A 25,105-nucleotide genomic window follows, 5' to 3' on the forward strand; every position below is an offset into this window, starting at 1 on the left:
TCATCTCGTTCCCGCACCCAGCAGCAGCACCGGCAGGACGGTGGCGGTCAGGAGCACCAGGCCGGCGACGACGGCGACCACCGTGCCCGTCCGCGTGACGGTCTCCGGCTCCCGCGGGACGTCCTCGGGCAGCAGGACCAGCGCCAGCCAACGCAGGTAGACCACGAAACCGAGCGCGGCGGCCACGACCGCAGGCAGCGCGATCCACCAGAGCCCGGCATCCGCGAGGGGGCGCAGCGCGACGAACTTCGCGAGCAGGCCGGCCACGCCGGGTGGCAGCCCGGCGAGGGTGAGCAGACCCATCCCGAGGAGGGTGGCGTGGACGGGGCGACGCCGCGCCAGCCCGCGGTCCTGGAGCAGGGTCCGCCCACCACGGGGTGAGAGATCGGCGACGACCGCGAGCACCGTGGTGACCGCGACGATGTAGACGGCGAGGTAGCCGATGGCCGCGTCCGTGTCGCCGGCGGCGAGTGGGGCGACGACCCAGCCCCCCTGGGTGACGGCGGACCAGGCGATGAGGCGAAGGGGGTCGCTCGCCCGGAGCGCGAGGACGGCGCCCACGAGCATGGAGGTCACGGCCAGCACGCCCACCACCGGCGCGAGCTCGGGCAGCACGCCGGCGGCGCCCTCCATGACGGCGATGAGCGCCCCGAGCGCCGCGATGGCCGAGACGCTGGCCAGGAGCATCGTCACGCTGGCACCGGCGCGCGGGTAGGTGGCCGGGGCCCAGGCGTGGAAGGGCACGAGCGAGAGCTTGAAGGCGAGCGCCGCGAGCAGCAGCACCAGACCGAGGGTGAGCACGGCGCGGGTCTGCTCCTCCTGCGATGCGGCCCAGGCTGCTCCTCCCCCGAGGCGGATGCTGCCGGTGGCGCTCACCCAGAGCCCGGCTCCGACCACGGCGATGCCGAAGGAACTGATCGAGGTCATGATCAGCGGCACGGCCCCGCTGTCGCGAGGGTTCCCGCGCAGGACCGCGAGCGCGACGACCGGGAGCGTGGCCAGCTCCAGCCCGACGAGCCAGGTGCCCAGGTCGACGGCGACGGCGACGGTGGTGGCACCGGTGACGGTGGCCAGGAGCAGTGCGGTCTCGACCCCGAGATCGGCCCCTCCTCCGCCCCGGTCCCTGAGGTGCGACGAAGGAGCCTCGAAGGGACGCCCCGTCGTTTCGAGGCTCGGCCGCGGACGGCCTCGCGCCTCAACCACCGGAACGCTGGCTTGGGTCCCACGTTCCGCGTGGGCGGAGTGAGGAGCGCCAGCGACGAGCCTCGAAGCCATCGGGCCACCCAGGACCGCGAGCACGGCGAGCCCTGCGGCTGCGGCGAGCGCCTGCAGGAGCGCATCCGACGGGCCGACGTGGAGCAGGCAGTGACCGATGTCGGCCCTCTCGGGGGCGCTCACGTGCAGGGCAGGGTCGCCGGGCAGGCAGACCGTGCCCAGTGTCCCCTCGGTCGCGACCCGCAGGCGAAGGGAGATCGCCGCCCCGGGCCCGAGGAGCAGCGCGAGCACGCCGACGAGCAGGGCCGGGGTGCGGCGGCGTGGCCAGAGGGCGTCGAGTGCGAGGACGAGCACGGCGCCGATCGCCGGCGCGAGGACCGGTCCGGCGACCAGGACGTCGATCTGCGGGGGCGTGGCGCTCGGCATCATCGGGTCACCACCGCGGCCAGGGCGGGCTCGGTGACGACGAGCACGAGCACCGGCGCGATGCCGAGGACGAGGACGGCGAGGGCGAGGACGGCGCCGGGGACGGACTCGGCCCGACTGAGCTCGCCGTGCTGACCGGCACCTGCGATGTCGGACTCGGCGACGGGCAGGGCACGTGTCCGCGCCGGACCACCGGACTCCACGTCGGACCGCGTGGCAGGCCCGGCATCGGTCTCCGGTCCGGTCGGCGCCTCGGGATACCCCTCACCGAGCCAGACGAGACGGGCCACCCGCAGGGCGTAGGCGGCGGCGAGTACCGCGCCGACCGCGGCGACCGCGGCACAGGCTGCGAAGAGTGCGGTGGAACGTCCGGCGCCCGGGTTCATCGCGGCGATGATGGCCGGGTACTCACCCCAGAAGCCGGCCAGACCCGGCAGACCGAGGCCGGCGGCCAGACCGGTGAGCAGGAGCAACCCGGTCCGGGGTGCGTGCTCGCGCAGCGCCGGGCGCGGGATGCGCAGGTCGTCACCGCCCCAGCGGTGCTTCAGCCCCCCGACGACGAGGAAGAGCAGCGCCGAGATCAAGCCGTGGGCAAGGTTGCCGTACAACGCGGCAGTCACGCCGGTGGCCGTCCCGGTGGCCAGGGCGAGGGCGACGAAGCCCATGTGGGCGATCGACGACCAGGCGATCAGGCGCTTCAGCTCCCGCTCGACGAGGCAGACGAGACCGCCCCAGACGATGCCGATGACCCCGCAGACCGCGAGCACGGGGGCGATGCGGGCGAAGCCGTCGGGCACCGTCGCCAGGGGCAGTCGGACGAGCCCGTAGGTCCCCATCTTCAGCAGCACCGCGGCGAGCAGCATCGAGCCCGCCGTCGGGGCGGTGGTGTGGGCCAGCGGCAGCCACGAGTGCAGCGGCCACACGGGGATCTTGACCGCCAGGCCGAGGGTGAGCAGGACGGCGATGACCAGCTGCGGGCCGGCGTCGAGCCCGTCGCCCCGGGCGGCGCCGAGGGCAGCGAGGTCGGCGGTGCCGGCCCGGGCGACGAGCAGCAGCACACCGAGGAGCATGAGCGTGGATCCGGTCCCGGTGTAGAGGACGAAGCGCGCGCCCGCCTCCCGCCGGGCCTGCGGGTCGCGCTCGTCGCCGAAGCGGGTGATGAGCACCCACACCGGCACGAGAACGAACTCGAAGGCGACGACGAAGAGGAGGGCGTCCTTGGCGGCGAAGGTCGCCACGGCACCGGCGAGGGTGAGCATGATGCACCCGACGAAGGTCGACGCACTGCCACTGCGGGGCCTCTCGGCGAGGGTGGTCACGCACGCGGCTGCGGTGACCAGCGCCGCCAGCACGGCCAGGGGAGCGCTGATGCCGTCGAGACCGAGGTGCAGTCGCAGGCCGAGGGCAGGCAGCCAGGCGATGTCGACGACGGCGTCGGTGGTCCAGGCGACGGCGACGAGGACGAGCGTCACGAGCGACGCCCCGATCCCGGTCCCGGCGGCGGCGGTGCGGGTGGGCATCTGCCTTCCGCCGCCGAGCAGGACGACGCCCGTGAGCAGCGGGAGGGCGCAGGCCAGTGCGATCACGAGGTCCCCCCGACGGCGAGGACGCCGATGCCGACGACGAGCAGCACGCCGACCCCGAGGAGGGCCAGGGCGGAGGTGGGGCGCGAGCGAGCGTGCGCGCGGGTGCCGACCTCACCCAGCCCGAGCACTCCCGAGGCAACGGCGCGCACGTAGCTGTCGATGACCTCCCGATCGAGGAAGGCCACGAAGTGGGCCAGGGCGAGCACCGGTCGCACGACGAGCACCTGCTGCAGCCGGCCCACGTGCAGCCCCTGCCCCACGAGGGTCCCGAGGCGCCCCTCGACCAGTCGGGCCTGCACGCCGCTGATGTCGAGCAGGTAGCCGACCGCGATGCCGAGAAGGACCAGCGCGAGGACGCCGATGAAGAGCGGGAGCGGGACCTCGCCCGCCAGCGGCAGACGCACGCCCAGCACGATCGCACCGAGGATGCTGACGACCGCCAGGACGACGAGGACGCCGGCGACGGCGCCGGGCATGACCGCCCGGGCACGGACGGCACGGGGGCCGCCCCTCCCAACACCTCGGACGGCCACGAGCAGCGCCCGCGTCGCGTAGGCGGCGGTGACCACGGCGGTCACCAGCAGGCTGGTCAGGACGAGGTCGCTCACCCCGCCGCGCGCGTCGGAGTCCTGGGCGACCGCGGCGATGACGTGCTCCTTGGTGACGCCGCCGAGCACGAGCGGCACACCCGCGAGGGAGACGAGGCCGGCGACCCACGCGACGAGCGCCACGCGGTGGGTGCGGGCGCTGCCGACGAGAGCGTCCCAGCGGGTCGATCCGCCGGTCGCGGCGAGCCAGCCGATGGTCAGGAAGAGCAGGGCCTTGAAGATCGCGTGCCCGTAGAGGTGACCGAGGGCGCTGCCGACCGCGGGTCCGGACCCGGCGGCGGCGAGCGGGGCGAGCATCACACCGATCTGGCTGATCGTCGACCAGGCGAGCAGGCGCTTGAAGTCCGGCTCGACCAGGGCGAGCAGCGCGGCGAGGAGCATCGTCACCGCGACGGAGACGCCCAGGACCGCGCGGGCCGCGTCGGCCTGCACGAGCACCGGGAAGAGCTGCCCCAGCACGACGGTGCCGGCGGCGACCATCGTCGCGGCGTGGATCAGGGCGGAGGCCGGCGTGGGGCCCGCCATCGCGTCAAGCAGCCAGTCGTGGAAGGGCAGCTGGGCGGACTTGCCCAAGACACCGATGACGATCAGGACGAGCGCGGTCGAGCGCAGCGTCGGGTCGCCGGCGGAGGTCCAGTACTCGACGACCTCCGCACGGCCGGTGGTGCCGGCGCCGGCGATGAGCACGGCCATGCCGAGGAGGAGGCCGGTGTCGGCGGTACGCGTGACCATGAACGCGGTGTGCGCGGCCCGACGGGGCGCGGGTCGTCGCGACCAGTGGCCGATGAGCAGGTAGGAGCACCACCCCATGACCTCCCACCCGACGATCGTCAGGACGAGGTCCGAGGAGAGGACGACGAGGCTCATCGCCCCGGCGAAGAGCGCGGTGGTCGCGTGGAAGACCCCGCGCCGGTCGTCGTCGGCGAGGAACCACGCCGAGTACGTCTGCACGGCCGCGACGACGAGGGAGACCGTCAGGACGAGGAAGACGCTCGTGCTCGACAGACCCAGGGTGAGCGGCAGGTCGACCCCGCCGATCGCCAGATCCTGCCCGGTGGCACGGCCGTCGGCGAAGGGGTCCCCGGCCGGCCCCGCGCCGGCGCCGGCGAGCGCGACGACCGAGACGACGAGGGAGGCCACGGACCCGAGGATCGCGACCAGGCCGGCGAGGGTCGCGTACCGCGCCAGGCCGAGGACGAGGGCGGCGGTGCCTGCGGGGAGGGCGATGAGCAGCACGGCCGTCGTCGTCGCGGTCACAGGGCGTCCTCGGCGAGGTCGATGCTGCCGCGGCGCCGGTAGGCCGCGACGACGACGGCCAGCGCGATGACCACCTCGGCGGCGGCGATGGTGATGACGAAGAGGGCGAGCACCTGACCGGCCCACACCTCGTCACGACCGAGCGCCCCGGCGGTGACGAGCAGCAGGCTGCCTCCGGCGATGAGCAGCTCGGTGCCGACGAGGACGAGGACGGCGTTGCGGCGGGCGAGGATCCCGTAGAGCCCCAGGCCGACGAGGACGCTGGCGAGCAGGTACGGGCCGGCGGCGTGGATCATGGCCGCGCCTCCCCCTTCGCCGGTTGCTCGCCCGCCTGCTCCCCGGTGAGGCCCGAGACGGCGAAGGCGCCGACGAGGGCAGCCAGGAGGAGCAGCGACAGCAGCTCGAAGGGCCACACCCAGGTGGAGAAGATCTGCCGGCCGAGCTCGGCGGTGCCACCGGGCCGGACCTCGACACGGGCGGCCGTCGGCAGCAGGACCGCGGCGACCAGCCCGCCGGTCCCGGCCCCGACGAGGGCCGCGAGCGCCCGGTGCCCGCGGGAGGTGGAGTGCTCGGCCCGCGGGCCGATCGGTGCCCGGGTGAGCATCAGCGCGACGATCACGAGGACGACCACCGCTCCGACGTACACGAGCACCTGGACCAGGGCGACGAGCTCGGCGCCGAGGACGAGGTAGCAGCCGGCGAGGCCGAGCAGCGCGACGACGAGCCAGAGTGCGGAGTGGACGACCTGGCGGGTCGTCACCGCGATCGCACCTGCAGCGGCGGTGATCAGACCCGTGGCGGCGAAGGCGAGATCGAGACCCGTCACGTGCGACCCCGACGCGTGGGGCGGTTGGCGGCGGTCACCTCGGGTGCGTCCGCAGCGGCAGGGTCGAGCTCCGGTGGGGCCGGGACCTCCTCGACCCACTGCCCGAGCCGGTCCTTCTCGTGGAGCAGGTCGCGGATGTCGGTCTCGGCGTACTCGAACTGCGGGCTCCAGAAGAGGGCGTCGAAGGGGCAGACCTCGACGCAGATGCCGCAGTACATGCACAGCGAGAAGTCGATGGAGAAGTTGTCGAGGACGTTGCGCTGACGGGTGCGTCCCCCCTCTGTCGTCGGCGGGACCTCTTCCTTGTGCGACTCGATGTAGATGCACCAGTCGGGGCACTCGCGGGCACAGAGCATGCACGAGGTGCAGTTGTTGTCGATGAGCGCGATGACCCCGCGCGATCGCGCGGGCAGCTCCGGCGCGACGTCGGGGTACTCGGCGGTGTGCGGTGGCCTGACCAGCTGCTTCGCGGTCGCGGCCATCCCGGAGACCAGCCCCGGGACGAAGCCGCCCCCTCTGCTGTCCATGTGCTCGTGCCGGGTCATCCGACGATCACCACTCCTACGGCAGTCAGTGCGATCTGGGCCAGGGCGAGCGGGACGAGGACCGTCCACGCCAGGCGTTGGAGCTGGTCCTCGCGCAGCCGCGGCCACGAGACCCGCATCCAGATGATGAGCAGGACGACGAGCGATCCCTTGAGCAGGGTCCACAGCCAGCCGAGGTGCTCGGCGAGGGGGCCCTGCCACCCACCGAGCCAGAGGATGCCGAAGAGCAGCCCCATGACGACCATGCCGGCGTACTCGGCGAGCATGAAGAAGGCGAAGCGCAGCCCGGTGTACTCCGTCAGCGGGCCCATGACGACCTCGCTGTCGGCGATCGGGGCGTCGAAGGGGGGTCGCTGCAGCTCCGCGGTGGCGGCCACGACGAAGACGATGCCCCCGGGTAGCTGCCACAGCAGCCACCACGGGGACCAGGCCTCGACGACGGCGGCCAGGGACAGGGTGCCGGCGGCCATGGCGATCGAGGCCACGGACAGCACGAGCGGAAGCTCGTAGGCGAGCAGCTGTGCGGCGGCGCGCATCCCCCCGATGAGCGCGTACTTGTTGGCGCTGGCCCAGCCGGCGACGAGGGTCCCGAGGACGCCGACCCCGATGACGGCGAGGACGAGCAGCAGGCTCGCCGGGACCTCGGCCGCGACGACGCCGGGGTGGATCGGCAGCAGGGCCATGGCCACGACGTAGGGGATGAGGGCGATCGCCGGGGCGAGGCGGAAGATGCGCTGGTCCGCCGCCGCGGGGGTGATGTCCTCCTTCTGGACGAACTTCACCCCGTCGGCGACGAGCTGCGCCCAGCCGTGGAAGCCACCGGCGTACATCGGGCCCAGGCGCCCCTGCATGTGCGCCATGACCTTGTGCTCGGTCTGGCCGGCGACCAGCGGGAGGACGAGGACGGCCGCGAGCGCGGCGAGGGAGCGCAGGGTGATCTCGAGCAGGCTCACCGCGACTCCCCGCCTGTGGTTTCGAGGGTCAGCCGCGGACGGCCTCCCGCCTCAACCACCGGGACGCTGGCTGAGGTGCGACGAAGGAGCCTCGAAGCCACCTCACGCATCGCGCTCACCCGCCGGGACGCTGGCTGAGGTGCGACGAAGGAGCCTCGAAGCCACCTCACGCATCGCGCTCACCCGCCGGACGAGGGCCCCAGTCGGGTCCCGGGACGCCGGGCGCGGAGACGCGACGACGGCCGGGCGACCGCTTCGTCGTGCCGGAGTGGCCCTCCCCCGGCTCCTTGCCGCCGGGCCACGGCTTGGTCGCCCGCGCGGCGAGGACGAAGGACTTGCGCAGGGGCGTGCCCTCGAACCCGTCCGGCAGCAGCAGGGGCCGCAGACCCAGCCCGGTGCCGTCGTCGAAGCCGGTGAACTCCTGCCCGAACATCTCGTGCGTCTCGCGCTCGTGCCAGGCTGCCCCGCCGAAGACGCCGGTCAGGCTGGCCAGCGGCGCCCCGACCGGGACGCGGGTGCGCAGCAGCAGTGTGCGCAGGTCCCGCTCCGGCCCCGGATGCGGGTCGAGCAGGTGGCAGAGGACGTCGAGGCCGGGGTCCACCTCGCGGTCGCTCTCGTCGACGGCGGAGAGCCAGTCGAAGAAGGTGTACCCGCTCTCCCGGGCGTCGCGCACTGCGCGGACCCACTCCTGCGGGGCGATGGTCAGCTGCTCCCGGGGCACGTCACTCCCCCTTCGTCGGGCGTCGCAGGAGGCCGCGCCGCACGGAGCCGGCGCTGACCGACCGGCCGCTGCGGGGCCGCCCCGGGGTCTCGGCAGCGATCTTGTCCTGCAGGACGATGATCCCGTGGAGCAGAGCCTCGGGCCGGGGCGGGCAGCCGGGGACGTAGACGTCGACGGGGATGAGCTGGTCGACGCCCTTGGTCACCGAGTAGGAGTCCCAGTACGGGCCACCGGAGTTGGAGCAGGCGCCGAAGGAGATGACGTACTTCGGCTCGGGCATCTGGTCGTAGAGGCGGCGGATCGAGGGCGCCATCTTGTCGGTGACCGTGCCGGAGACGACCATGAGGTCGGCCTGCCGCGGGCCGGGGGCGAAGGGGATGACGCCGAGACGGATGAAGTCGTGCCGGGCCATCGACGCGGCGATGAACTCGATCGCGCAGCAGGCGAGCCCGAAGTTGAACACCCACAGGCTGTACCGACGGCCCCAGTTGAGGACGACCTTCATGGGTCGGGGCGCGTGGGCGGCCGCGGGGCCCACCCGCGGCATCGGCAGATCGGTCGTCGTGCGTGGCGTCATCGCGTCACGTCCATCGCAGCAGCCCACGACGCAGCGCGTGGACGAGTCCGAGGAGGACGACGCCGATGAAGATCGCGACCTCGACCAGACTCGCGGGCCCCAGGTCGGTGCGCAGCACGAGCGCCCACGGGAAGAGGTAGACGACGTCCACCGCGAAGATCACGTAGAGGAAGGCGTAGCCGAGGTAGCGCACCCGGGTCTGGGCCCAGTGCTCGCCGACCGGGTCGACTCCGGACTCGTAGGTGGCCAACTTGGCCCGGCTCGGGTCCGACGGGGCGAGCAGCCGACGGGCCGTGTACCCCGCGACGACGAGGAGCACGCCGACGGCGAGGACCCCTGCGACGACGAGGTATCCATCCATCCCGCCAGCCTACTGTCGACACCGGTCAGGACATGGATGCCGCTCATCCTGCATATGACCGCAATCACCATTACCCTCGGGCGCGGATGTGCAACGGGGCACATCCGAAACTCTGGGAGGACACACGTGCGTTCACGTACCGCAGCCGCCACCGCGGCAGCAGCCACGGCAGCGCTGGCCCTGACGACCGTCACGGCCGGATCTGCCCACGCAAATGCTCCCGGCGACTCGCCGGAGTTCACCGAGTCAGTCACCGTCGACAACGTCTTCGGCCACCTGGAGCAGCTCCAGTCGATCGCCGACGCCAACGACGGCAATCGCGGGGCCGGCACGGCCGGCTACGAGGCCAGCGCCGCCTACGTCGAGCAGACGTTGCAGGCAGCCGGATACGAGACGACGCGCCAGCCGTTCACCTTCATGTACGAGGTGGTGAACTCCACGAGCCTGACCGAGGTCTCCCCGGATGCACGGGAGGTCGAGCAGGCACCGATGTCGTACAGCCAGCCCACGCCCCAAGGCGGTATCGAGGGTGCCTTGGTCGCCCCGACGAGCGCGATCGGCTGCGAGGCCACCGCGTGGGACGGGGTCGACCTCAGCGGAGACAGCGACATCGCCCTCGTCAGCCGCGGCGAGTGCTCGTTCGGGCAGAAGGCCGTCACCGCCGGTGAGGCCGGCGCCGAGGCCGTGATCATCTACAACAACGAGGAGGGCGAGCTCAACGGCACCCTCGGTGGCGTCGAGCCCACGAGTGCACCCGCGACCGGCATCACCATGGCCGAGGGCGAGGCGCTGCTGGCGAAGATGGACAACGGCACGGTGACGATGTCCTTCGCGCTCGACAAGACGATGGAGCAGCGTGAGACGTTCAACATCCTGACCGAGACCAGCACCGGCAGCGATGACGACGTGGTCATGCTCGGCGCCCACCTCGACAGCGTTCACGACGGCCCGGGCATCAACGACAACGGCTCCGGCAGTGCCGGCATCCTCGAGACCGCCGTCCAGCTGGCGAAGGTCGACGAGCTGAAGAACAAGGTGCGCTTCGCCTTCTGGGGCGCCGAGGAGCTCGGGCTGCTCGGGTCCGACCACTACGTCGCGGACCTCCAGGCAAACGACCCCGCGGCTCTGGACAGCATCTCGTCCTACCTCAACTTCGACATGATCGGCTCGCCGAACTACGTCGTCGGTGTCTACGACGCCGACGAGTCGACGTACGAGGCTCCCGTCGACGTGCCGGCCGGCTCCACGGCGATCGAGGACGTCTTCACCGACTACTTCGACGCATCGGGCCAGCCGTGGGTCGACTCGGAGTTCTCCGGTCGCAGCGACTACTCGGCCTTCATCAACGCCGGGGTCCCGGCATCGGGCCTGTTCTCCGGTGCCGACGGCACCAAGACGGCAGAGGAGGTCGAGATGTTCGGCGGGACCGCCGGCATCACCTACGACCCGAACTACCACTCCGTCGGGGACGACCTGAGCAACATCAACACCGAGGCGCTGGGCATCATGAGCGACGCGATCGCCCACGCGACGATCACGCTCGCCGAGCCGGTCGCCCCGGAGGAGCCCGGCACCGAGGAGCCGGGTGACGAGGAGTCCCCCGAGGAGCCGGGTGACGAGGAGTCCCCCGAGGAGCCGGGTGACGAGGAGTCCCCTCAGGAGCCGGGTGACGAGCCGGAGATCCCGGAGGTGGTGCAGACCGACGGCTTCGGCTCGGACGTGGCCGGTGGCACCGCCCTGGGCGGCCTGCTGCTGGCCGGGATGACCGCCGGCGCCGTCGTCGCCATCAGGCGTCGCAGCACGATGGACTGAGAGAAGTCACCGGTGACGGGGCGGTCGGCTGCAGCCGACCGCCCCTTCGCATGCGGTCATGGCGAAGGGGGGTTGCCCCCACCCGCGTCCGGGCGGGCTGCCTCATGGACTCTCCCCGCTTCAGAGGGCAGAGTCAGGGGTAGGACTTCCACAGGAGGACACACATGAGCACCCCGTCAGAGCACCCGCAGGACCCGGACACGCACGGGCAGCACTCGCAGACCCCGGGCCCACAGGGGCCTCCGCCGCCGCCCGGCACGACGCCGCAGGGCCAGTCGCCGCAGGGCCAGCAGCAGGGCGGGTCGGCACCGCAGGGGCAGCCCCAGGAGGGCGGTCAGCAGGGGCCGCCGCCGCCCGCACAGGGGCAGGACCCGTACAGCAACCCGCAGCGCCAGTTCCCACCCCAGAGCGGGGTCTGGGACACCAAGACACCGCTCACACCCGCCGAGGAGCGCAACCTCGGGATGCTCTCCCACCTCGTCCCCGCGATCCTCCTGCCGCTGAGCGTGGGGACCCTGGGCTTCGTCGGCTCGCTGGTGATCTTCCTGCTGTACAAGGACCGTGGCCCCTTCGTGCGCCAGCACGCGGCCAACAGCCTCAACGTGCAGATCATCACCGCGATCCTGCTGATCCTGTCCTCGCTGCTGATGTTCGTGCTGATCGGCTTCCTCTTCTACCCGATCGTGATCATCGTCGCGGTCATCATCCACGTCGTCGGTGCCGTCAAGGCCAACAACGGTGAGTGGTGGGCACCACCGCTGACGCCGCAGTTCGTCAGGTGACCTGCCGGGCGAAGGGGGTCGTCGTCGCCGGCCACGGGGTCGCCTCCGGTCGCGCGAGCGACTCCCCCTTCGCCCGGGGGACGATCGCTCTGCAGGCGCCGCACTTCGCGGCCCGGGGACTGGACCTGACCCCCTTCGTCATGGCGACGGTCAACCGCCCACGCGGAGCGTGGGACCCAGACCTCGCTCCGTACCGGTTGCAGCCACTCATACCGTGGTGGACCTTCCCCGACGTGGAGTGGACCCAGGTGCACGGCCCGGAAACCTTCTCCTTCCTCGAGTGCCGGGTACGGCGGAACGAGAAGGAGCACGAGGGGCTCGTCCACCTCCCCCACCCGGAGACCAAGCCGATGCACCAGCAGCCCTCGACAGTGGTCGAGCTGCTGCTCCCGCCCTTGCCGGACCTGGCCGTGGGCGAGGCACTGGAGGTGGCCCTCCCCGATGATCAGGCATACATCAGAGCCTGATGGCGTTGGACCTATCAGGCACGAGAAATACCCGGACACAGGTGTCCACACGTCGTATGGCGCCGCGATCGTCCGCGAACCCGCCCCTCCTGCGCCTTACATAATCTAAAGTTATGCATCTCATAACGTGAACCACTGGGTTTCGGGATTTTCCACGACCTACCATGGAAGAACGTCCGGGATCCCGGACGAGTACCGACTTTCCGCAAGGGGCCGACCAGCCACCATGAGCACCAGCACGCCGACCGAGACCAGGGACCGTGTCATCATCCGCTTCGCCGGCGACTCCGGTGACGGCATGCAGTTGACCGGTGACCGGTTCACGGCCGACAGCGCGGCACTGGGCAACGACCTGTCGACGCTGCCGAACTTCCCGGCCGAGATCCGTGCCCCCCAGGGGACGATGGCCGGGGTGAGCTCCTTCCAGCTGCACTTCGCCAGCTGGGACATCCTCACCCCCGGCGACGCCCCCGACGTGCTCGTCGCGATGAACCCCGCGGCCCTGAAGGCCAACCTCGCCGACGTCCCGCGCGGCGCGACGATCATCGTCAACACCGACGAGTTCTCCACCCGCAACCTCAAGAAGGTCGGGTGGACGAGCAGCCCGGTCGACGACGACTCCCTCGACTCGTGGCACGTGCATCCCCTGCCGCTGACCTCGATCACCGTCGAGGCGCTTGCCGAGTTCGACTCCCTCACCCGCAAGGAGAAGCAGCGGGCGAAGAACATGTTCGCCCTCGGCCTGCTGTCGTGGATGTACTCCCGGCCGATCAGTGCCACGGAGGAGTTCCTCACCAGCAAGTTCGGCGCCAAGCCGGACATCCTCGCCGCCAACCTCGCCGCGCTGCGCGCGGGGTGGAACTACGGCGAGACCACCGAGGACTTCGCCGTCCCGGTCATGGTCGAGGCGGCTCCGACCCCGCCGGGCACCTACCGCAACATCACCGGCAACACCGCGCTGGCCCTCGGGCTGGTCAGCGGGGCGCACCGGGCCGGTCGTCCGCTCGTGCTCGGCTCCTACCCGATCACCCCGGCCAGCGACGTGCTGCATGCTCTGTCCGGGTTCAAGCGCCACAACGTGACGACCATCCAGGCGGAGGACGAGATCGCGGCCGTCGGCATGGCCCTGGGCGCCTCCTTCGGCGGGTCGATCGGCGTGACGACGACCTCCGGCCCCGGAGTGGCGCTGAAGTCCGAGACCATCGGTCTGGCCGTCAGCCTCGAGCTGCCGCTGGTCATCGTCGACGTCCAACGCGGCGGCCCCAGCACGGGTCTGCCGACCAAGACCGAGCAGTCCGACCTGCTGCAGGCGATGTTCGGGCGCAACGGCGAGTCCCCGGTGCCGATCATCGCCCCGCAGACCTCCGCGGACTGTTTCTCCGCGGCACTGGAGGCGGTGCGGATCGCCACGACCTACCGCACCCCGGTCTTCCTGCTCTCCGACGGCTACCTGGCCAACGGCTCCGAGCCGTGGCAGGTGCCCGCCGTCGAGGACCTCCCACACTTTCCCGTCCAGCTGGCCACCGAGACCAACGGCGAGGACGCCAAGGGCAACGCCGTCTTCCACCCCTACGTCCGCGACGAGGAGACCCTCGCCCGGGCGTGGGCCGTGCCCGGCACCGCTGGCCTCGAGCACCGCGTCGGCGGCATCGAGAAGGACTCGAAGACCGGCAACATCTCCTACGACCCTGACAACCACGACCTGATGGTGCGCACCCGCGCCGAGAAGGTCGCCAAGGTCGCCGATGGGATCGGTGACCTCGAGGTCGACGACCCGACCGGCGACGCCTCGGTCCTCGTCCTGGGCTGGGGCTCGACGTACGGGCCCAACCTCGCGGCCGTGCGCCGACTGCGCACCCGCGGCGAGTCCGTCGCCCACGCGCACCTGCGCCACCTCAGCCCCTTCCCCGCCAACACCGGTGAGGTCCTGCGACGCTACGAGCGCGTCATCGTGCCGGAGATGAACCTCGGCCAGCTGGCGATGCTCCTGCGCGCGGAGTACCTCGTCGACATCCGTTCCCACACCTCGGTGCGCGGCCTGCCCTTCAAGGTCGCCGACCTCGTCGAAGTCATCGACGCAGCTCTGATGGAGGTTCGAGCATGACCATGGATCTCGGTATCCCCACCGTCGCCTCCGGCACCGCCGGCGTGCCCGCGGCCGCTGATGGCGAGAAGCAGACCCGCAAGGACTTCGCGTCCGACCAGGAGGTGCGCTGGTGCCCCGGCTGCGGCGACTACGCGGTCCTCGCCGCGGTGCAGGGCTTCCTGCCCGAGCTCGGGCTGCGCAAGGAGAACATCACCTTCGTCTCCGGGATCGGCTGCTCCTCACGCTTCCCGTACTACCTCGACACCTACGGCATGCACTCGATCCACGGGCGCGCCCCGGCGATCGCGACGGGGCTGGCGACCAGCCGCGAGGACCTGTCGGTGTGGGTCGTCACCGGTGACGGCGATGCACTGTCGATCGGCGGCAACCACCTCATCCACGCGATGCGCCGCAACGTCAACCTGACGATCCTGCTCTTCAACAACCGGATCTACGGCCTGACCAAGGGGCAGTACAGCCCGACGTCGCAGCCCGGCCTGGTGACCAAGTCCTCGCCGATGGGCAGCGTCGACGCCCCCTTCAACCCGGTATCCCTCGCGCTGGGTGCCGAGGCGACCTTCGTCGCGCGCACGATGGACTCCGACCGCCAGCACCTGACCGAGGTGCTCAAGCAGGCCGCGGCCCACCGCGGCACGTCGCTGGTCGAGATCTACCAGAACTGCCCGATCTTCAACGACGGCGCCTTCGAGCTGATCAAGGACGTCGAGCAGAAGAAGGCCCGCCTGGTCCACCTCGTCGACGGCGAGCCGGTCACCATCGGTGACGAGGGCGAGCGCGAGGTCCTCGTGCGTGGCGAAGGGGGCTCGGTCACCTTCGTCCCCGAGGACGAGGTGTCCTCACGGGGCCTGGCCGACCACGTCGTCGTCCACGACGTGGCCCTGTCCGACCCCAGTCAGGCCTTCTCGATCAGCCGGCTGGACTCCGAGTCGATGACACACGTACCGATGGGCATCTTCCGCTCGCTCGACCGCCCGACCTACGACGACCAGACCCGTGCGCAGGTCGAGTCCGCGATCGACCTCGCCGGCGGCCCCGCCGACGACGCCGCCCTGCAGGACCTGCTCCTGGGCAACGACACCTGGACCGTCGAGTAGGACCTCCCCCACCGTGCGCACGGGTGGTCAGGGGCCGAGGACGCGCTCCAGGTAGTCGTTGGCGAGGACGCGGTCCGGGTCGAGCCGGTCGCGCACCGCGCGGAAGTCGTCCATCCGAGGGTAGAGAGCACTCAGCTCCTCGAGACCGAGGGTGTGCATCTTGCCCCAGTGCGGCCGGCCGCCGTGGGCCGCGGCGATCTCCTCGAAGGCGTCGAAGTAGTCCCGGTAGGCGCCGGCATGGTACTGGTGCACCGCGATGTAGGCGTTCGCCCGCTCGTGCCCCGTCGACAACCAGATGTCGTCGGGAGCGGCGACCCGCACCTCGACCGGGAAGGAGATCGGCTCCCGACGCCGCTCCACCCAGGCTGCCAGGTCGCTGATGACGCTCTCGGCGGCCTCCCTGGGAACGGCGTACTCGGACTCGACGAAGCGCACCGTGCGCGGCGTGCAGAAGACCTCGTAGGACGGACCCGTGTAGGAGCGCTCCGTCAGGGCGCGCGCGGCGATCTCGTTGAAGGGCAGCACGGCTCGGGGGAACTTCGTCACCACCGCATTGGCCGCGCCGAAGACGGTGTTGGACAGGAACTCGTCGTCGAGCTTGTACCGCCAGGTCGCCAGCGGCTCGTCGACCTCGTCGGCGACGAGGTCGTTGGCCTTGGTGTTGACCCGGCGCGTGCCGGGGAACCAGTACATCTCGAAGTGCCGGTGGGCGTCGAAGTGCTCCTGCAGCCGCGGGAGCACCGCGTCGAGTGAGTCGGGCCGCTCGACGGCTCGCAGTCGGTAGGCCGGGATGCAGGCGAGCTCGATCTCGGTCACGACGCCGAGGGCGCCCAGACCGAGTCGGGCGGCACCGAAGAGCTCGGGGTCCGAGGCGTCGACCCAGCAGTCCCGCCCGTCCGGGGTGACCAGGCGCAGACCGACCGTGGCCGCGGCCAGTCCCGGCAGGGCCGCCCCGGTGCCGTGGGTCCCGGTCGACAGCGCGCCGGAGATGGTCTGGGCGTCGATGTCCCCGAGGTTGGGCATGGCCAGCCCGAGCGCGTCGAGTGCCCGGGTCAGCGTGCGAAGGGGGGTCCCCGCGAGCACCCTGACCCGCCCGGTCTCCCGGTCGGCGGACAGCACGCCACTGAGGTGCTCGAGGCTGAGCTGCAGGTCGGCCGGGGCGGCGATCGCGGTGAACGAGTGCCCCGAGCCGACCGGACGCACCCGTCTTCCTGCTCTTGCGGCCTCCGCCACCAGATCGGCGAGCTCGGACGGGGTGTGGGGGCGCAGGACGCCGACCGGGGTCATGTCGACGTTTCCGGCCCAGTTCGACCAGCTGCTCATCCGAAGTTCTTCCCTTCGCCGCGATAGGTGGGCACGACGTCGACGACCTCGTCACCGCGCACCACCACGTACTCGTCGAACCGCTCGGCGAGCTCCCCCGCCTTGGCGTGCCGGAACCACACGCGGTCCCCGAGGTCGAGGTCTCGAGCGGCCTTGCCGCGCAGGGGCGTCTGCACCTCACCGGCACCCTCGGAGCTGATGAGGTCCAGCCCCCGGGGGTGATGCACGGATGGCACCCGGTTCGCCCCCGCCGGGCCGGAGGCGATGTACCCGCCGGAGAAGACGGTGACGATGTTCTTCGCGGGGCGCCGGACGACGGGCAGCGCGAAGGCCACCGCCGGTTGCGGGCTGAACGCGTCGTAGCCGTCGAAGAGTGTCGGGCCGACCAGGCCGGAGCCGGCGGCGAGCTCGGTGAGGGCGGGGTCGGTGCCGGTCACCTCGAGCGAGCCGGTGCCGCCACCGTTGACGATGCGAAGGGGGCCGACCGCCTCCTCGACCGCCCTGCGCACGGCGCCGCGTCGCCGTTGGAGGGAGGCATCGCTGCGTGCCTTGACGAAGCGCACCGCCGCCGAGCTGTCCGGCAGCCCGGCGATCTGGGCGTCGTAGAACATCAGCCCCACGACCCGCAGCCCCGCCCGACGGGCGGCCGTTGCGACGGCGGCCGCGCGGCGCGGGGAGCGGATCGGGCTGCGGCGCACGCCCAGGTGCGCCGGGCCGACCCGCAGCGAGGCGTCGACGTCGATGACGACGCGCACGGGGGCGCCGGCGGGTAGCCAGCGCTGCAGGGCGTCGACCTGCTCGGCGGAGTCGACGGCGATCGCGATCTCCTCCAGCGCCTGCTCGTCGTGAGCCAACATCTCCAGGGCGCCACGATCCGTCGTCGGGTAGGCCACGAAGAGGTCCCTCACCCCGGTCCCGGACAACCACAGCGCCTCGCGCAGCGAGTAGGACATCACTCCCGCGAAACCCTCGTGCTCCAGCGCCCGCTGAAGCAGGTGGCGCACCCGGATCGACTTGCTCGCCACCCGGATCGGCCGCCCGGCGGCACGACGGGCGAGGTCGGCAGCATTGGTGTCAAAGGCATCGAGATCGACGACGGCGAAGGGGGCGGCCCGCCCCTGCGTCGCCCTCTCCCAGGCAGTGGCTCGGTTCATCAACCCAACGTTACCCGGGAGTCAATACATCCGGCAGGAACCATGCGGCCGGGTGCAATGACCTGCTGTCGGCGTCGCCGCGGTCCCCGGCGCGTAGCCTCGAGCAGGTGACTCGTGAACGCCACGGGCTCGGCGTCGTGGCCGCCTGGCTCGCTTACGGCATCTGGGGACTCTTCCCCCTGTACTTCCACGCCCTGCGCCCCGCCGGCGCGGACGAGATCCTCGCCCACCGGATCCTGTGGACACTCGTGCTCTGCGCCTTCATCCTCGTGCTCCGTCACGAGCTGCTCGACCTGCTGCGGCAGCTGCGCGGTCGGTTGGCGCTCGGAGTCGGGATCGCGGCCTACCTCATCGGCGTCAACTGGTTCGTCTACGTCTACGCCGTCGGTACCGGACGCACGAACGAGGCGGCTCTGGGCTACTTCCTCAACCCGATCGTCACCGTCGCCCTCGGGGTACTCGTCCTGGGCGAACGGTTGCGGCGGCTGCAGTGGGTCGCCGTGGGCATCGGCGCCCTGGCCGCCCTCTACCTCACCCTCGCCGGGGGCGGGTTGCCGTGGATCTCGCTCGTGCTCGCCTGCTCCTTCGGCGGGTACGGCCTGACCAAGAAGCGCCTCGGCGCCACCCTGCCGGCACTCAGCTCGTTGTCCGCGGAGACGATCTTCCTCGCCCCTCCCGCGCTGGGCCTGGTGTGGTGGCTCTCGGCGACCGGCGAGTCGACCTTCACCAGTGAGGGCACCTGGCATCTGCTGCTGCTCGTCTCGGCCGGCGTGGTCACGGCGATCCCGCTGCTGCTCTTCGCCGAGGCGGCCCGACGGATCCCGCTCGTGACGATCGGGCTGATCCAGTTCATCACCCCCGTGCTGCAGCTGATTGTCAGCGTCACGATCCTGCAGGAGCAGTTGAGCACGCAGCGTTGGGTCGGTTTCGCGATCGTCTGGGTCGCGTTGATCTTCCTCAGCATCGACTCGCTGGCCACCGCCCGTCGCCGCCGCCGTCCACCTGCCGACGAGGCCGAGTCCTTGGAGCCGGTCGAGCCCTTGTGACCGGACGGCGTCAGCCGACGCGGTGGACGACGCCGTCCATCAGGGCGATGAGCGCCGCCTTGGCGTCGCTGTCCGGCAGCGGCGCAAGGGCCTCGACGGCCCCGCGGCCGACCGCGAGGGTCTCATCGCGGGCCTGCGCCATCGCGGAGTGGGCCCGCAGCAGCTCCAGGGCCCGGTCGAGACGGTCCTGGTCCCTCAGGTCCGAGCGCAGGAGGTCCTGCAGCTCGGCATCGGCCGGGTCCGTGGAGGCCAGGACGTTGAGCACGGGGAGGGTGCGCTTGCCCTCGCGCAGGTCGGTACCCGGGGTCTTGCCGGTCTCCCCCGACTCGCTCGCGATGTCGATGAGGTCGTCGGCCAGCTGGAAGGCCACTCCCAGCCGCTCGCCGTACTCGGTCACGGCGGCGACGACGTCGTCCGAGCAGCCGCTGTACATCGCACCGTAGCGGGCGGCGGTGGCGACGAGGACCCCCGTCTTGTCGGCGAGGACCCCGCGGTAGTACTCACGAGGGTCCTGGCCCTGCGGGCAGGGACGGTCGTCGCGGATCTGCCCCGAGCACAGGCGGATGAACGTCCGCGCCTGGATCCTCACCGCGTCGGCACCGAGGTCGGCGATGATGTCCGACGCGGTGCCGAAGAGGAGGTCGCCGACGAGGATCGCCGTCGAGTTGCCGTACAGCGCGTTGGCGCTCGGCGCACCCCGACGCAGATCGGCCTCGTCCATGACGTCGTCGTGGTACAGGCTGGCCAGGTGGGTCAGCTCGACGCCCGCGGCCGCCGCAACGACCTTGTCGTCGATCCCGTCACCCAGCTCGGCGACGAGCATCGTCAGGACCGGACGGAAGCGCTTGCCTCCCGCCTTCGCGAGGTGCAGGTTCGCCTCGGTGATGAAATCGCTCTCGTTCTGCGCGCGATCGATGATCATCCGCTCGACCCGCTCCAGACCGGCCGCGAGGCGAGTGCTCAGCTCCTCGCTCGTGCGTGGCAGCGCGAGGAGGGGCGGCGTCGTGCTGGTCGCGTCCGTCATCGCGTGATGAGCACGCTGGACTGCTCGGCGAGCTCGAGCAGCGGGCCGGGGTAGACACCCAGGACGATCGTCACGAGGACGCCGACGGTGATGACCAGGAGCGACATCGTGGCCGGCGTCGCGACCACGACCTCACCCGTGGGCTCGGTGAAGTACATGAGCACGATCAGGCGCACGTAGACGAAGGCCGTGACGGCCGAGGCCAGCACACCGATGACGACCAGCACCGTCCCGGAGAGACCACCGTGCTCCAGGGCGGGCATGAACGCCGCGACCTTGGCCGTGAAGCCCGAGGTCAGCGGGATTCCGGCGAAGGCCAACATCAGCAGCGAGAAGGCCGCCGAGATCCACGGGTGCCGACGACCCAGCCCGGCCCACTGGGACAGGTGGGTCGCCTCGGCCTCACGCTCGCGCACGAGGTGGACGATGGCGAAGACCGCGATGGTCGAGATGCCGTAGGAGACGACGTAGAAGAGCACACCCGTGATGGCCGTGACGTCGAAGGCGATCAGGGCCACGAGGATGAAGCCGGCGTGCGAGATCGCCGAGTAGGCGAGCAGTCGCTTGATGTCCGTCTGGGTGACCGACAGGACCGCACCGACGACCATGGTCAGGGCGGCGATGACGACGACACCCATGTGCCACTCCCACCGGGTGGTCTCCAACCCGACGTAGAGCAGCCGGACCAGCGCACCGAAGGCAGCGGCCTTGGTCGCGGCGGCCATGAAACCGGTGACGGGGCTGGGCGCGCCCTGGTAGACGTCCGGGGTCCACGAGTGGAACGGGACGGCCCCGACCTTGAAGAGCAGGCCGATGATGACCATGGCGACGCCGGGCAGCAGCAGGCCCTCGAAGTTGCCGTTCGAGGTGCTCGTGGCCTCGGCGATGTCGGCCAGGTGCAGTGATCCGGCGTAACCGTAGAGCAGTGCTGCGCCGAAGAGGAAGAAACCGGAGGAGAAGGCGCCGAGCAGGAAGTACTTCATCGCGGCCTCCTGCGAGAGCAGCCGGCGACGCCGGGCCAGGCCCGACATCAGGTACAGCGGCAGCGACAGGACCTCCAGCGCGACGAACATCGTCAGCAGGTCGTTCGACGCCGGGAAGAGCAGCATGCCGGCCAGCGCGAAGAGCGTCAGCGGGAAGACCTCGGTGGTCCCCCAGCCCCTGCGGGCCGCCTGTGCCTCGAGGTTGGACCCCGGGCTCGCCGCACCCATCGGGGTGAAGGCATCGGCGGTCTCACCACCGAGGCGGTCTGCCATCACCAGCAGTCCGAGCAGGCCCAGGACGAGCAGCGCACCCTGGAAGAAGCGGGTGGTCTCGTCGACGACGACGGTGCCGCCGACGGTCACCCCGACCTGGTCACCGGTCATCAGGACCAGGGCGGCGAAGGAGAGCACGACCGTGGCCAGCGCGACGACCACCTGGGTCAGGTGGCGACTCGGGCGGCGGACGAAGGCCTCGACGAGCACTCCGACGAAGGCGCCCACGAGGAGCACGATCATCGGCGAGAGCGCCCAGTAGCTGATCTGGGGCGCTTCGAAGGCGATGGGCAGGACGAAGGGCATCAGTGGTCACTCCCGGAGGTCGAGCTGGCATCGGCCGGCCCAGAGGGTGCGGTCGGGGCCACGTCTGAGACACCGACGATCTCGAGGGTGCGCTCGACGGCGGGGTTGAGCGTGTCCAGCACCGGCGCGGGGAAGAACCCGAGCAGCACCAGCGAAGCCACGATCGGAGCCATGACGACCTTCTCCCGCAGGCCGAGGTCCGCCACCGCTGCGGGCAGGCGACGGGCCGGGCGGGCGGCGTCGACGTCCGCACGCACGTACTGCACGTCCGCGGGGGCCGGCGACTCGACCCCCTTCGAGGCGCCCACGCGGTGCGTGGGACCCACTTCGTCGCTCCTCAGGACATCGCCTTCGTCCGACTCCCCGATGACCGGTGGCGGACCGGTGAAGATCCGCTTGTACATCAGCAGGATGTACAGGGCCGCGAGGACGACGGCCCACACGGCGAACGCGGTCGCGACCGGGTGGCGTCCCCACGTACCCGCGATGACCAGGAACTCGGAGACGAAGGGCGACAGGCCCGGCAGCGACAGGCTCGCCAGGCCGGCGAGCAGGAACAGCCCGGCGAGCACGGGGGTGACCCGCTGCCAGCCGCCGTAGTCGTCGATGCGCTGGCTGCCACGACGCACGATGAGCATCCCTGCGAGAAGGAAGAGCGCTGCCGTGGCGAAGCCGTGGTTGACCATGTACAGGTTGCTGCCGGCGTGGGAAGCCGACGTGAAGGCGAAGATGCCCAGCACGATGAAGCCGAAGTGGCTGATCGAGGTGAAGGCGATCAGGCGCATCATGTCCTCCTGGCCGATGGCCAGGATCGCGCCGTAGAGCACGGAGAATACCGCGAGGACGATGACCACCGGGCTGGCCCACTGGCTGGCCTCCGGGAAGAGCTGGAGGCAGAAGCGGATCATCCCGAAGGTGCCGACCTTGTCGAGCACACCGACGAGCAGCGTCGCCACCGCCGGCTTGGACGCGGCGGCCGCGTCCGGGAGCCAGGTGTGGACCGGCCACATCGGCGCCTTGACCGCGAAGGCGATGAAGAAGGCGATGAACAACCAGCGGCCGGTCGTCGTGCTCATCTGCAGACCGGTGAGGTTCTCGACGAGGAAGCCGTCCGCACCACCGGGTCCCTGGACGTAGAGGGCGATGACACCGACGAGCATGATCAGTCCGCCGGCGAGGCTGAAGAGCAGGAACTTCAGCGCCGCACCGCGACGGTTGTCCCCGCCGAACATCCCGATGAGGAAGTACACCGGGATGAGCATCGCCTCGAAGAAGACGTAGAAGAGGAAGACGTCGGTCGCGGCGAAGACACCGACCATGAAGGGCAGCAGCAGCAGTAGAAGGGCGAAGTACCCCTTCTCCCGCGAACCACCCTCGGGGATGTCGTGCCAGGCGGCGAGCAGGCAGACAGGGGTGAGCACGAGCGCCATGAGGATCAGGGCGATGGCGATGCCGTCGACGCCGAGCGCGTAGCTGACCCCGAGCTGCGGGATCCACTCGTGCTGCTCGACCATCTGGAACTGCTCGCTGGAACCGCGGGTGAAGCTCGTCGCCGTGGCGACGACACCCAGCAGCAGGGTGAGCAAGGAGACTCCGAGGGCGACCGGCTTGGCCAGCGCGGCGTTGCGTGAGGGCAGCGCCGCGACCACGCCCGCGCCGACGAGCGGCACGACGATCAGCAGGGAGAGCCAGGGCATGTTGTCCATCAGTTGATCACCCACAGTGCTCCGAGGAAGGCGACGACGCCCGCGAGCATCGTCAGGGCATACGAGCGCGCGAAGCCGTTCTGGGCCCGCCGCAACCAGTTCGCGCTGCGCGCGATCGTGCGGGACAGACCGCCGACCGCGCCGGTGTCGACGACGTCACGGTCGACCTCGACCAGACCACGGGTGAGCTTGATGCCCGGGCCCATGAGCAGGATCTCGTTGAGGTCGTCCTGGTAGAGGTCCTTGCGGGCCGCGCGGGTCAGGGCCGAACCGACGGGGGCCACGGTGGGCACCTCGTCCCGGCCGTAGACCAGCCAGGCCCAGACGGCACCGATCGCGACGACGACCATCGTGGCGATGATCAGCACCGCCACCGGCAGCACCGGCTCGTCGTGGTCGGCGTGGCCGAGCGTCGGCTCCAGCCACGTGGAGATCGGCGCGACCGTCGCCAGGACGAGACCCAGGAACGCCGAACCGACGGCGAGGACCATCATCGGGATGGTCATCGTCAGCGGCGACTCGTGCGGGTCGACGTCATCGCTCCAGCGCTTCTTGCCGTGGAAGGTCATGAAGAACAGGCGCGACATGTAGAAGGCGGTGATGCCGGCACCGATGAGTGCGGCCAGACCGAAGACCCACGGGCGCCAGCCCTCACCGATGAAGGCGGCCTCGATGATCTTGTCCTTGCTCCAGAAGCCGGAGAAGGGGGGAACACCCAGGATCGCGAGCCAGCCGAGGCCGAAGGTGATCCAGGTGATCTTCATCATCCCGGAGAGGCCGCCGAAGCGGCGCATGTCGACCTGGTCGTTCATCCCGTGCATCACCGAACCGGCGCCGAGGAACATGCCGGCCTTGAAGAAGCCGTGCGTGATCAGGTGGAAGATCGCGAAGGCGTAGCCGACCGGACCGAGGCCTGCGGCGAGCATCATGTAGCCGATCTGGCTCATCGTGGACGCGGCGAGGGCCTTCTTCAGGTCGTCCTTCGCACACCCGACGATCGCTCCGTAGACGAGGGTGATCGCGCCGACGATGACGACGGCGAGCTGTGCGTTCGGCGCGGCGTCGAAGAGGACGTGGCTGCGCACGATGAGGTAGACGCCTGCGGTGACCATCGTCGCCGCGTGGATCAGGGCCGAGACCGGGGTCGGGCCGGCCATGGCGTCTCCCAGCCAGGACTGCAGCGGGAACTGCGCCGACTTGCCGCACGCGGCGAGCAGCAGGAGCAGGCCGATACCGGTGGCCGCGGCCTCGCTCGCACCGGAGACTCCCTCGTTGACCGCGCCGAAGTCGGCGGTGCCGAAGGTCGCGAACATCATCGACATCGCCAGGATCAGCCCGACGTCACCGACACGGTTGACGACGAAGGCCTTGTTCGCGGCAGTGGCGTAGGCCGGGTTGTGGTTCCAGAAGCCGATGAGCAGCCAGGACGCCAGGCCGACGCCCTCCCAGCCGACGAAGAGCAGGAGGTAGGAGTCGGCGAGGACGAGCAGGAGCATCGACGCCACGAAGAGGTTCAGGTAGGCGAAGAAGCGACGCTTGTCCGGGTCGTGCTCCATGTACCCGATTGAGTAGACGTGGATCAGCGACCCGACGAAGGTCACCAGCAGGACGAAGGCCACCGACAGCGGGTCGATGAGCAGTCCGGCCGTCACGTCGATCGACCCGGCGGGGACCCAGTTGTACAGCTCGATCGACGCGGCTCGCTCGGAGGGGTCCTTCGCCAGCAGCGCCACGAAGATCGCGGCCCCGACGACGAAGGAGGCCCAGGACAGGGCGGTCGCGAGCAGGGGACCGAAGGAGTCGGTGAGCCGGCCGCCGAGGAGCAGCAGCGCAGCACCGAGCAGTGGCAGGGCGACGAGCAACCAGCCGAGGGCGGTGACCCCCGAGGCCGGCCCGGGCGCGGCGACCGCGCTCCCCTGGGCAGCCGTCGCAGACAGTGCGGTGAGCAAGGTG

General features: G+C 70.9%; 22 protein-coding genes. 6 read left to right on the top strand and 16 right to left on the bottom strand.

The features are described from left to right. The 10 genes from BJY20_RS05590 to BJY20_RS05635 form a co-directional block, all read right to left on the bottom strand. Positions 1–1,644, bottom strand: a complete 1,644-nt coding sequence (locus BJY20_RS05590; protein ID WP_185990613.1) for a proton-conducting transporter transmembrane domain-containing protein — start codon at positions 1,642–1,644, stop codon at positions 1–3. After that, complete coding sequence (locus BJY20_RS05595) at positions 1,641–3,227, bottom strand: NADH-quinone oxidoreductase subunit M (protein WP_185990614.1); 1,587 nt, start codon at positions 3,225–3,227, stop codon at positions 1,641–1,643. The genes BJY20_RS05590 and BJY20_RS05595 overlap by 4 nt, the downstream gene beginning before the upstream one ends. Next, entirely contained in the window at positions 3,224–5,092 is a 1,869-nt protein-coding gene (locus BJY20_RS05600) for an NADH-quinone oxidoreductase subunit L (protein ID WP_185990615.1), read from the bottom strand. Before BJY20_RS05600 ends, BJY20_RS05595 begins: the two co-directional genes overlap by 4 nt. Continuing rightward, positions 5,089–5,388 carry an NADH-quinone oxidoreductase subunit NuoK gene (gene nuoK / locus BJY20_RS05605; protein WP_185990616.1) on the bottom strand — a complete coding sequence of 100 codons (300 nt, stop codon included), beginning with the start codon at positions 5,386–5,388 and terminating at the stop codon, positions 5,089–5,091. Before nuoK ends, BJY20_RS05600 begins: the two co-directional genes overlap by 4 nt. Beyond that, entirely contained in the window at positions 5,385–5,918 is a 534-nt protein-coding gene (locus BJY20_RS05610) for an NADH-quinone oxidoreductase subunit J (RefSeq protein ID WP_185990617.1), read from the bottom strand. The genes nuoK and BJY20_RS05610 overlap by 4 nt, the downstream gene beginning before the upstream one ends. Continuing rightward, positions 5,915–6,463: a NuoI/complex I 23 kDa subunit family protein gene (locus BJY20_RS05615; RefSeq protein WP_246297112.1), complete on the bottom strand. Its 549-nt coding sequence runs from the start codon at positions 6,461–6,463 to the stop codon at positions 5,915–5,917. Before BJY20_RS05615 ends, BJY20_RS05610 begins: the two co-directional genes overlap by 4 nt. Continuing rightward, a complete protein-coding gene (gene nuoH, locus BJY20_RS05620; RefSeq protein WP_185990618.1) occupies positions 6,460–7,416 on the bottom strand; it encodes an NADH-quinone oxidoreductase subunit NuoH in 957 nt (318 codons plus the stop codon). The genes BJY20_RS05615 and nuoH overlap by 4 nt, the downstream gene beginning before the upstream one ends. A 166-nt stretch (positions 7,417–7,582) precedes the next feature. Then, on the bottom strand, positions 7,583–8,137 hold the full coding sequence (locus BJY20_RS05625) for an NADH-quinone oxidoreductase subunit C (protein WP_185990619.1): 555 nt from the start codon (positions 8,135–8,137) through the stop codon (positions 7,583–7,585). A 1-nt stretch (position 8,138) separates the two neighbouring features. Continuing rightward, the gene (locus tag BJY20_RS05630) at positions 8,139–8,714 is read right to left on the bottom strand and encodes an NADH-quinone oxidoreductase subunit B (RefSeq protein ID WP_185990620.1); all 576 of its coding nucleotides are present in this window, start codon (positions 8,712–8,714) and stop codon (positions 8,139–8,141) included. Positions 8,715–8,718: 4 nt separating this feature from the next. Then, positions 8,719–9,075, bottom strand: coding sequence for an NADH-quinone oxidoreductase subunit A (locus BJY20_RS05635; protein WP_185990621.1), 357 nt, complete (start codon positions 9,073–9,075; stop codon positions 8,719–8,721). Positions 9,076–9,201: 126 nt separating this feature from the next. On the opposite strand from BJY20_RS05635, the gene BJY20_RS05640 reads away from it, so the two are divergent. The 5 genes from BJY20_RS05640 to BJY20_RS05660 all read left to right on the top strand — a co-directional run bounded on the left by BJY20_RS05640 (position 9,202) and on the right by BJY20_RS05660 (position 15,337). Further along, a complete protein-coding gene (locus BJY20_RS05640) occupies positions 9,202–10,887 on the top strand; it encodes a M20/M25/M40 family metallo-hydrolase (protein WP_343062788.1) in 1,686 nt (561 codons plus the stop codon). 164 nt (positions 10,888–11,051) lie between these two features. Further along, the gene (locus BJY20_RS15955; protein WP_246297113.1) at positions 11,052–11,669 is read left to right on the top strand and encodes a DUF4870 domain-containing protein; all 618 of its coding nucleotides are present in this window, start codon (positions 11,052–11,054) and stop codon (positions 11,667–11,669) included. Next, complete coding sequence (locus tag BJY20_RS05650) at positions 11,633–12,136, top strand: hypothetical protein (RefSeq protein WP_185990623.1); 504 nt, start codon at positions 11,633–11,635, stop codon at positions 12,134–12,136. Before BJY20_RS15955 ends, BJY20_RS05650 begins: the two co-directional genes overlap by 37 nt. 226 nt (positions 12,137–12,362) lie before the next feature. Continuing rightward, on the top strand, positions 12,363–14,240 hold the full coding sequence (locus BJY20_RS05655; RefSeq protein WP_185990624.1) for a 2-oxoacid:acceptor oxidoreductase subunit alpha: 1,878 nt from the start codon (positions 12,363–12,365) through the stop codon (positions 14,238–14,240). Next, entirely contained in the window at positions 14,237–15,337 is a 1,101-nt protein-coding gene (locus tag BJY20_RS05660; RefSeq protein WP_185990625.1) for a 2-oxoacid:ferredoxin oxidoreductase subunit beta, read from the top strand. The genes BJY20_RS05655 and BJY20_RS05660 overlap by 4 nt, the downstream gene beginning before the upstream one ends. A gap of 27 nt (positions 15,338–15,364) precedes the next feature. On the opposite strand, the gene BJY20_RS05665 is transcribed toward BJY20_RS05660, so the two are convergent. Together BJY20_RS05665 and BJY20_RS05670 are read right to left on the bottom strand one after the other, a co-directional pair. Continuing rightward, positions 15,365–16,660 carry a D-arabinono-1,4-lactone oxidase gene (locus BJY20_RS05665; protein ID WP_185990626.1) on the bottom strand — a complete coding sequence of 432 codons (1,296 nt, stop codon included), beginning with the start codon at positions 16,658–16,660 and terminating at the stop codon, positions 15,365–15,367. Further along, a complete protein-coding gene (locus BJY20_RS05670) occupies positions 16,657–17,814 on the bottom strand; it encodes an alanine racemase (RefSeq protein WP_185990627.1) in 1,158 nt (385 codons plus the stop codon). Before BJY20_RS05670 ends, BJY20_RS05665 begins: the two co-directional genes overlap by 4 nt. 107 nt (positions 17,815–17,921) lie before the next feature. Here BJY20_RS05670 and rarD point away from each other — a divergent pair, with 107 nt between their 5' ends. Next, positions 17,922–18,860 (top strand): EamA family transporter RarD, encoded by a 939-nt coding sequence (gene rarD / locus BJY20_RS05675; RefSeq protein WP_185990628.1) that lies wholly within the window; start codon positions 17,922–17,924, stop codon positions 18,858–18,860. 10 nt (positions 18,861–18,870) lie between these two features. Here rarD and BJY20_RS05680 read toward each other — a convergent pair whose 3' ends face one another. From BJY20_RS05680 to nuoL, 4 genes are read right to left on the bottom strand one after another with little or no spacing between them, the layout of a single operon-like run. After that, positions 18,871–19,884, bottom strand: coding sequence for a polyprenyl synthetase family protein (locus BJY20_RS05680; RefSeq protein ID WP_185990629.1), 1,014 nt, complete (start codon positions 19,882–19,884; stop codon positions 18,871–18,873). Next, positions 19,881–21,446, bottom strand: coding sequence for an NADH-quinone oxidoreductase subunit NuoN (gene nuoN / locus BJY20_RS05685; protein ID WP_185990630.1), 1,566 nt, complete (start codon positions 21,444–21,446; stop codon positions 19,881–19,883). Before nuoN ends, BJY20_RS05680 begins: the two co-directional genes overlap by 4 nt. Then, positions 21,446–23,152: an NADH-quinone oxidoreductase subunit M gene (locus BJY20_RS05690; protein WP_185990631.1), complete on the bottom strand. Its 1,707-nt coding sequence runs from the start codon at positions 23,150–23,152 to the stop codon at positions 21,446–21,448. Before BJY20_RS05690 ends, nuoN begins: the two co-directional genes overlap by 1 nt. Next, positions 23,152–25,101 (bottom strand): NADH-quinone oxidoreductase subunit L, encoded by a 1,950-nt coding sequence (gene nuoL, locus BJY20_RS05695; protein ID WP_246297114.1) that lies wholly within the window; start codon positions 25,099–25,101, stop codon positions 23,152–23,154. The genes BJY20_RS05690 and nuoL overlap by 1 nt, the downstream gene beginning before the upstream one ends. Positions 25,102–25,105: the final 4 nt, after the last annotated feature.

It is taken from the genome of Janibacter cremeus (genome assembly GCF_013409205.1).
GTDB classification, from domain to species: domain Bacteria; phylum Actinomycetota; class Actinomycetes; order Actinomycetales; family Dermatophilaceae; genus Janibacter; species Janibacter cremeus.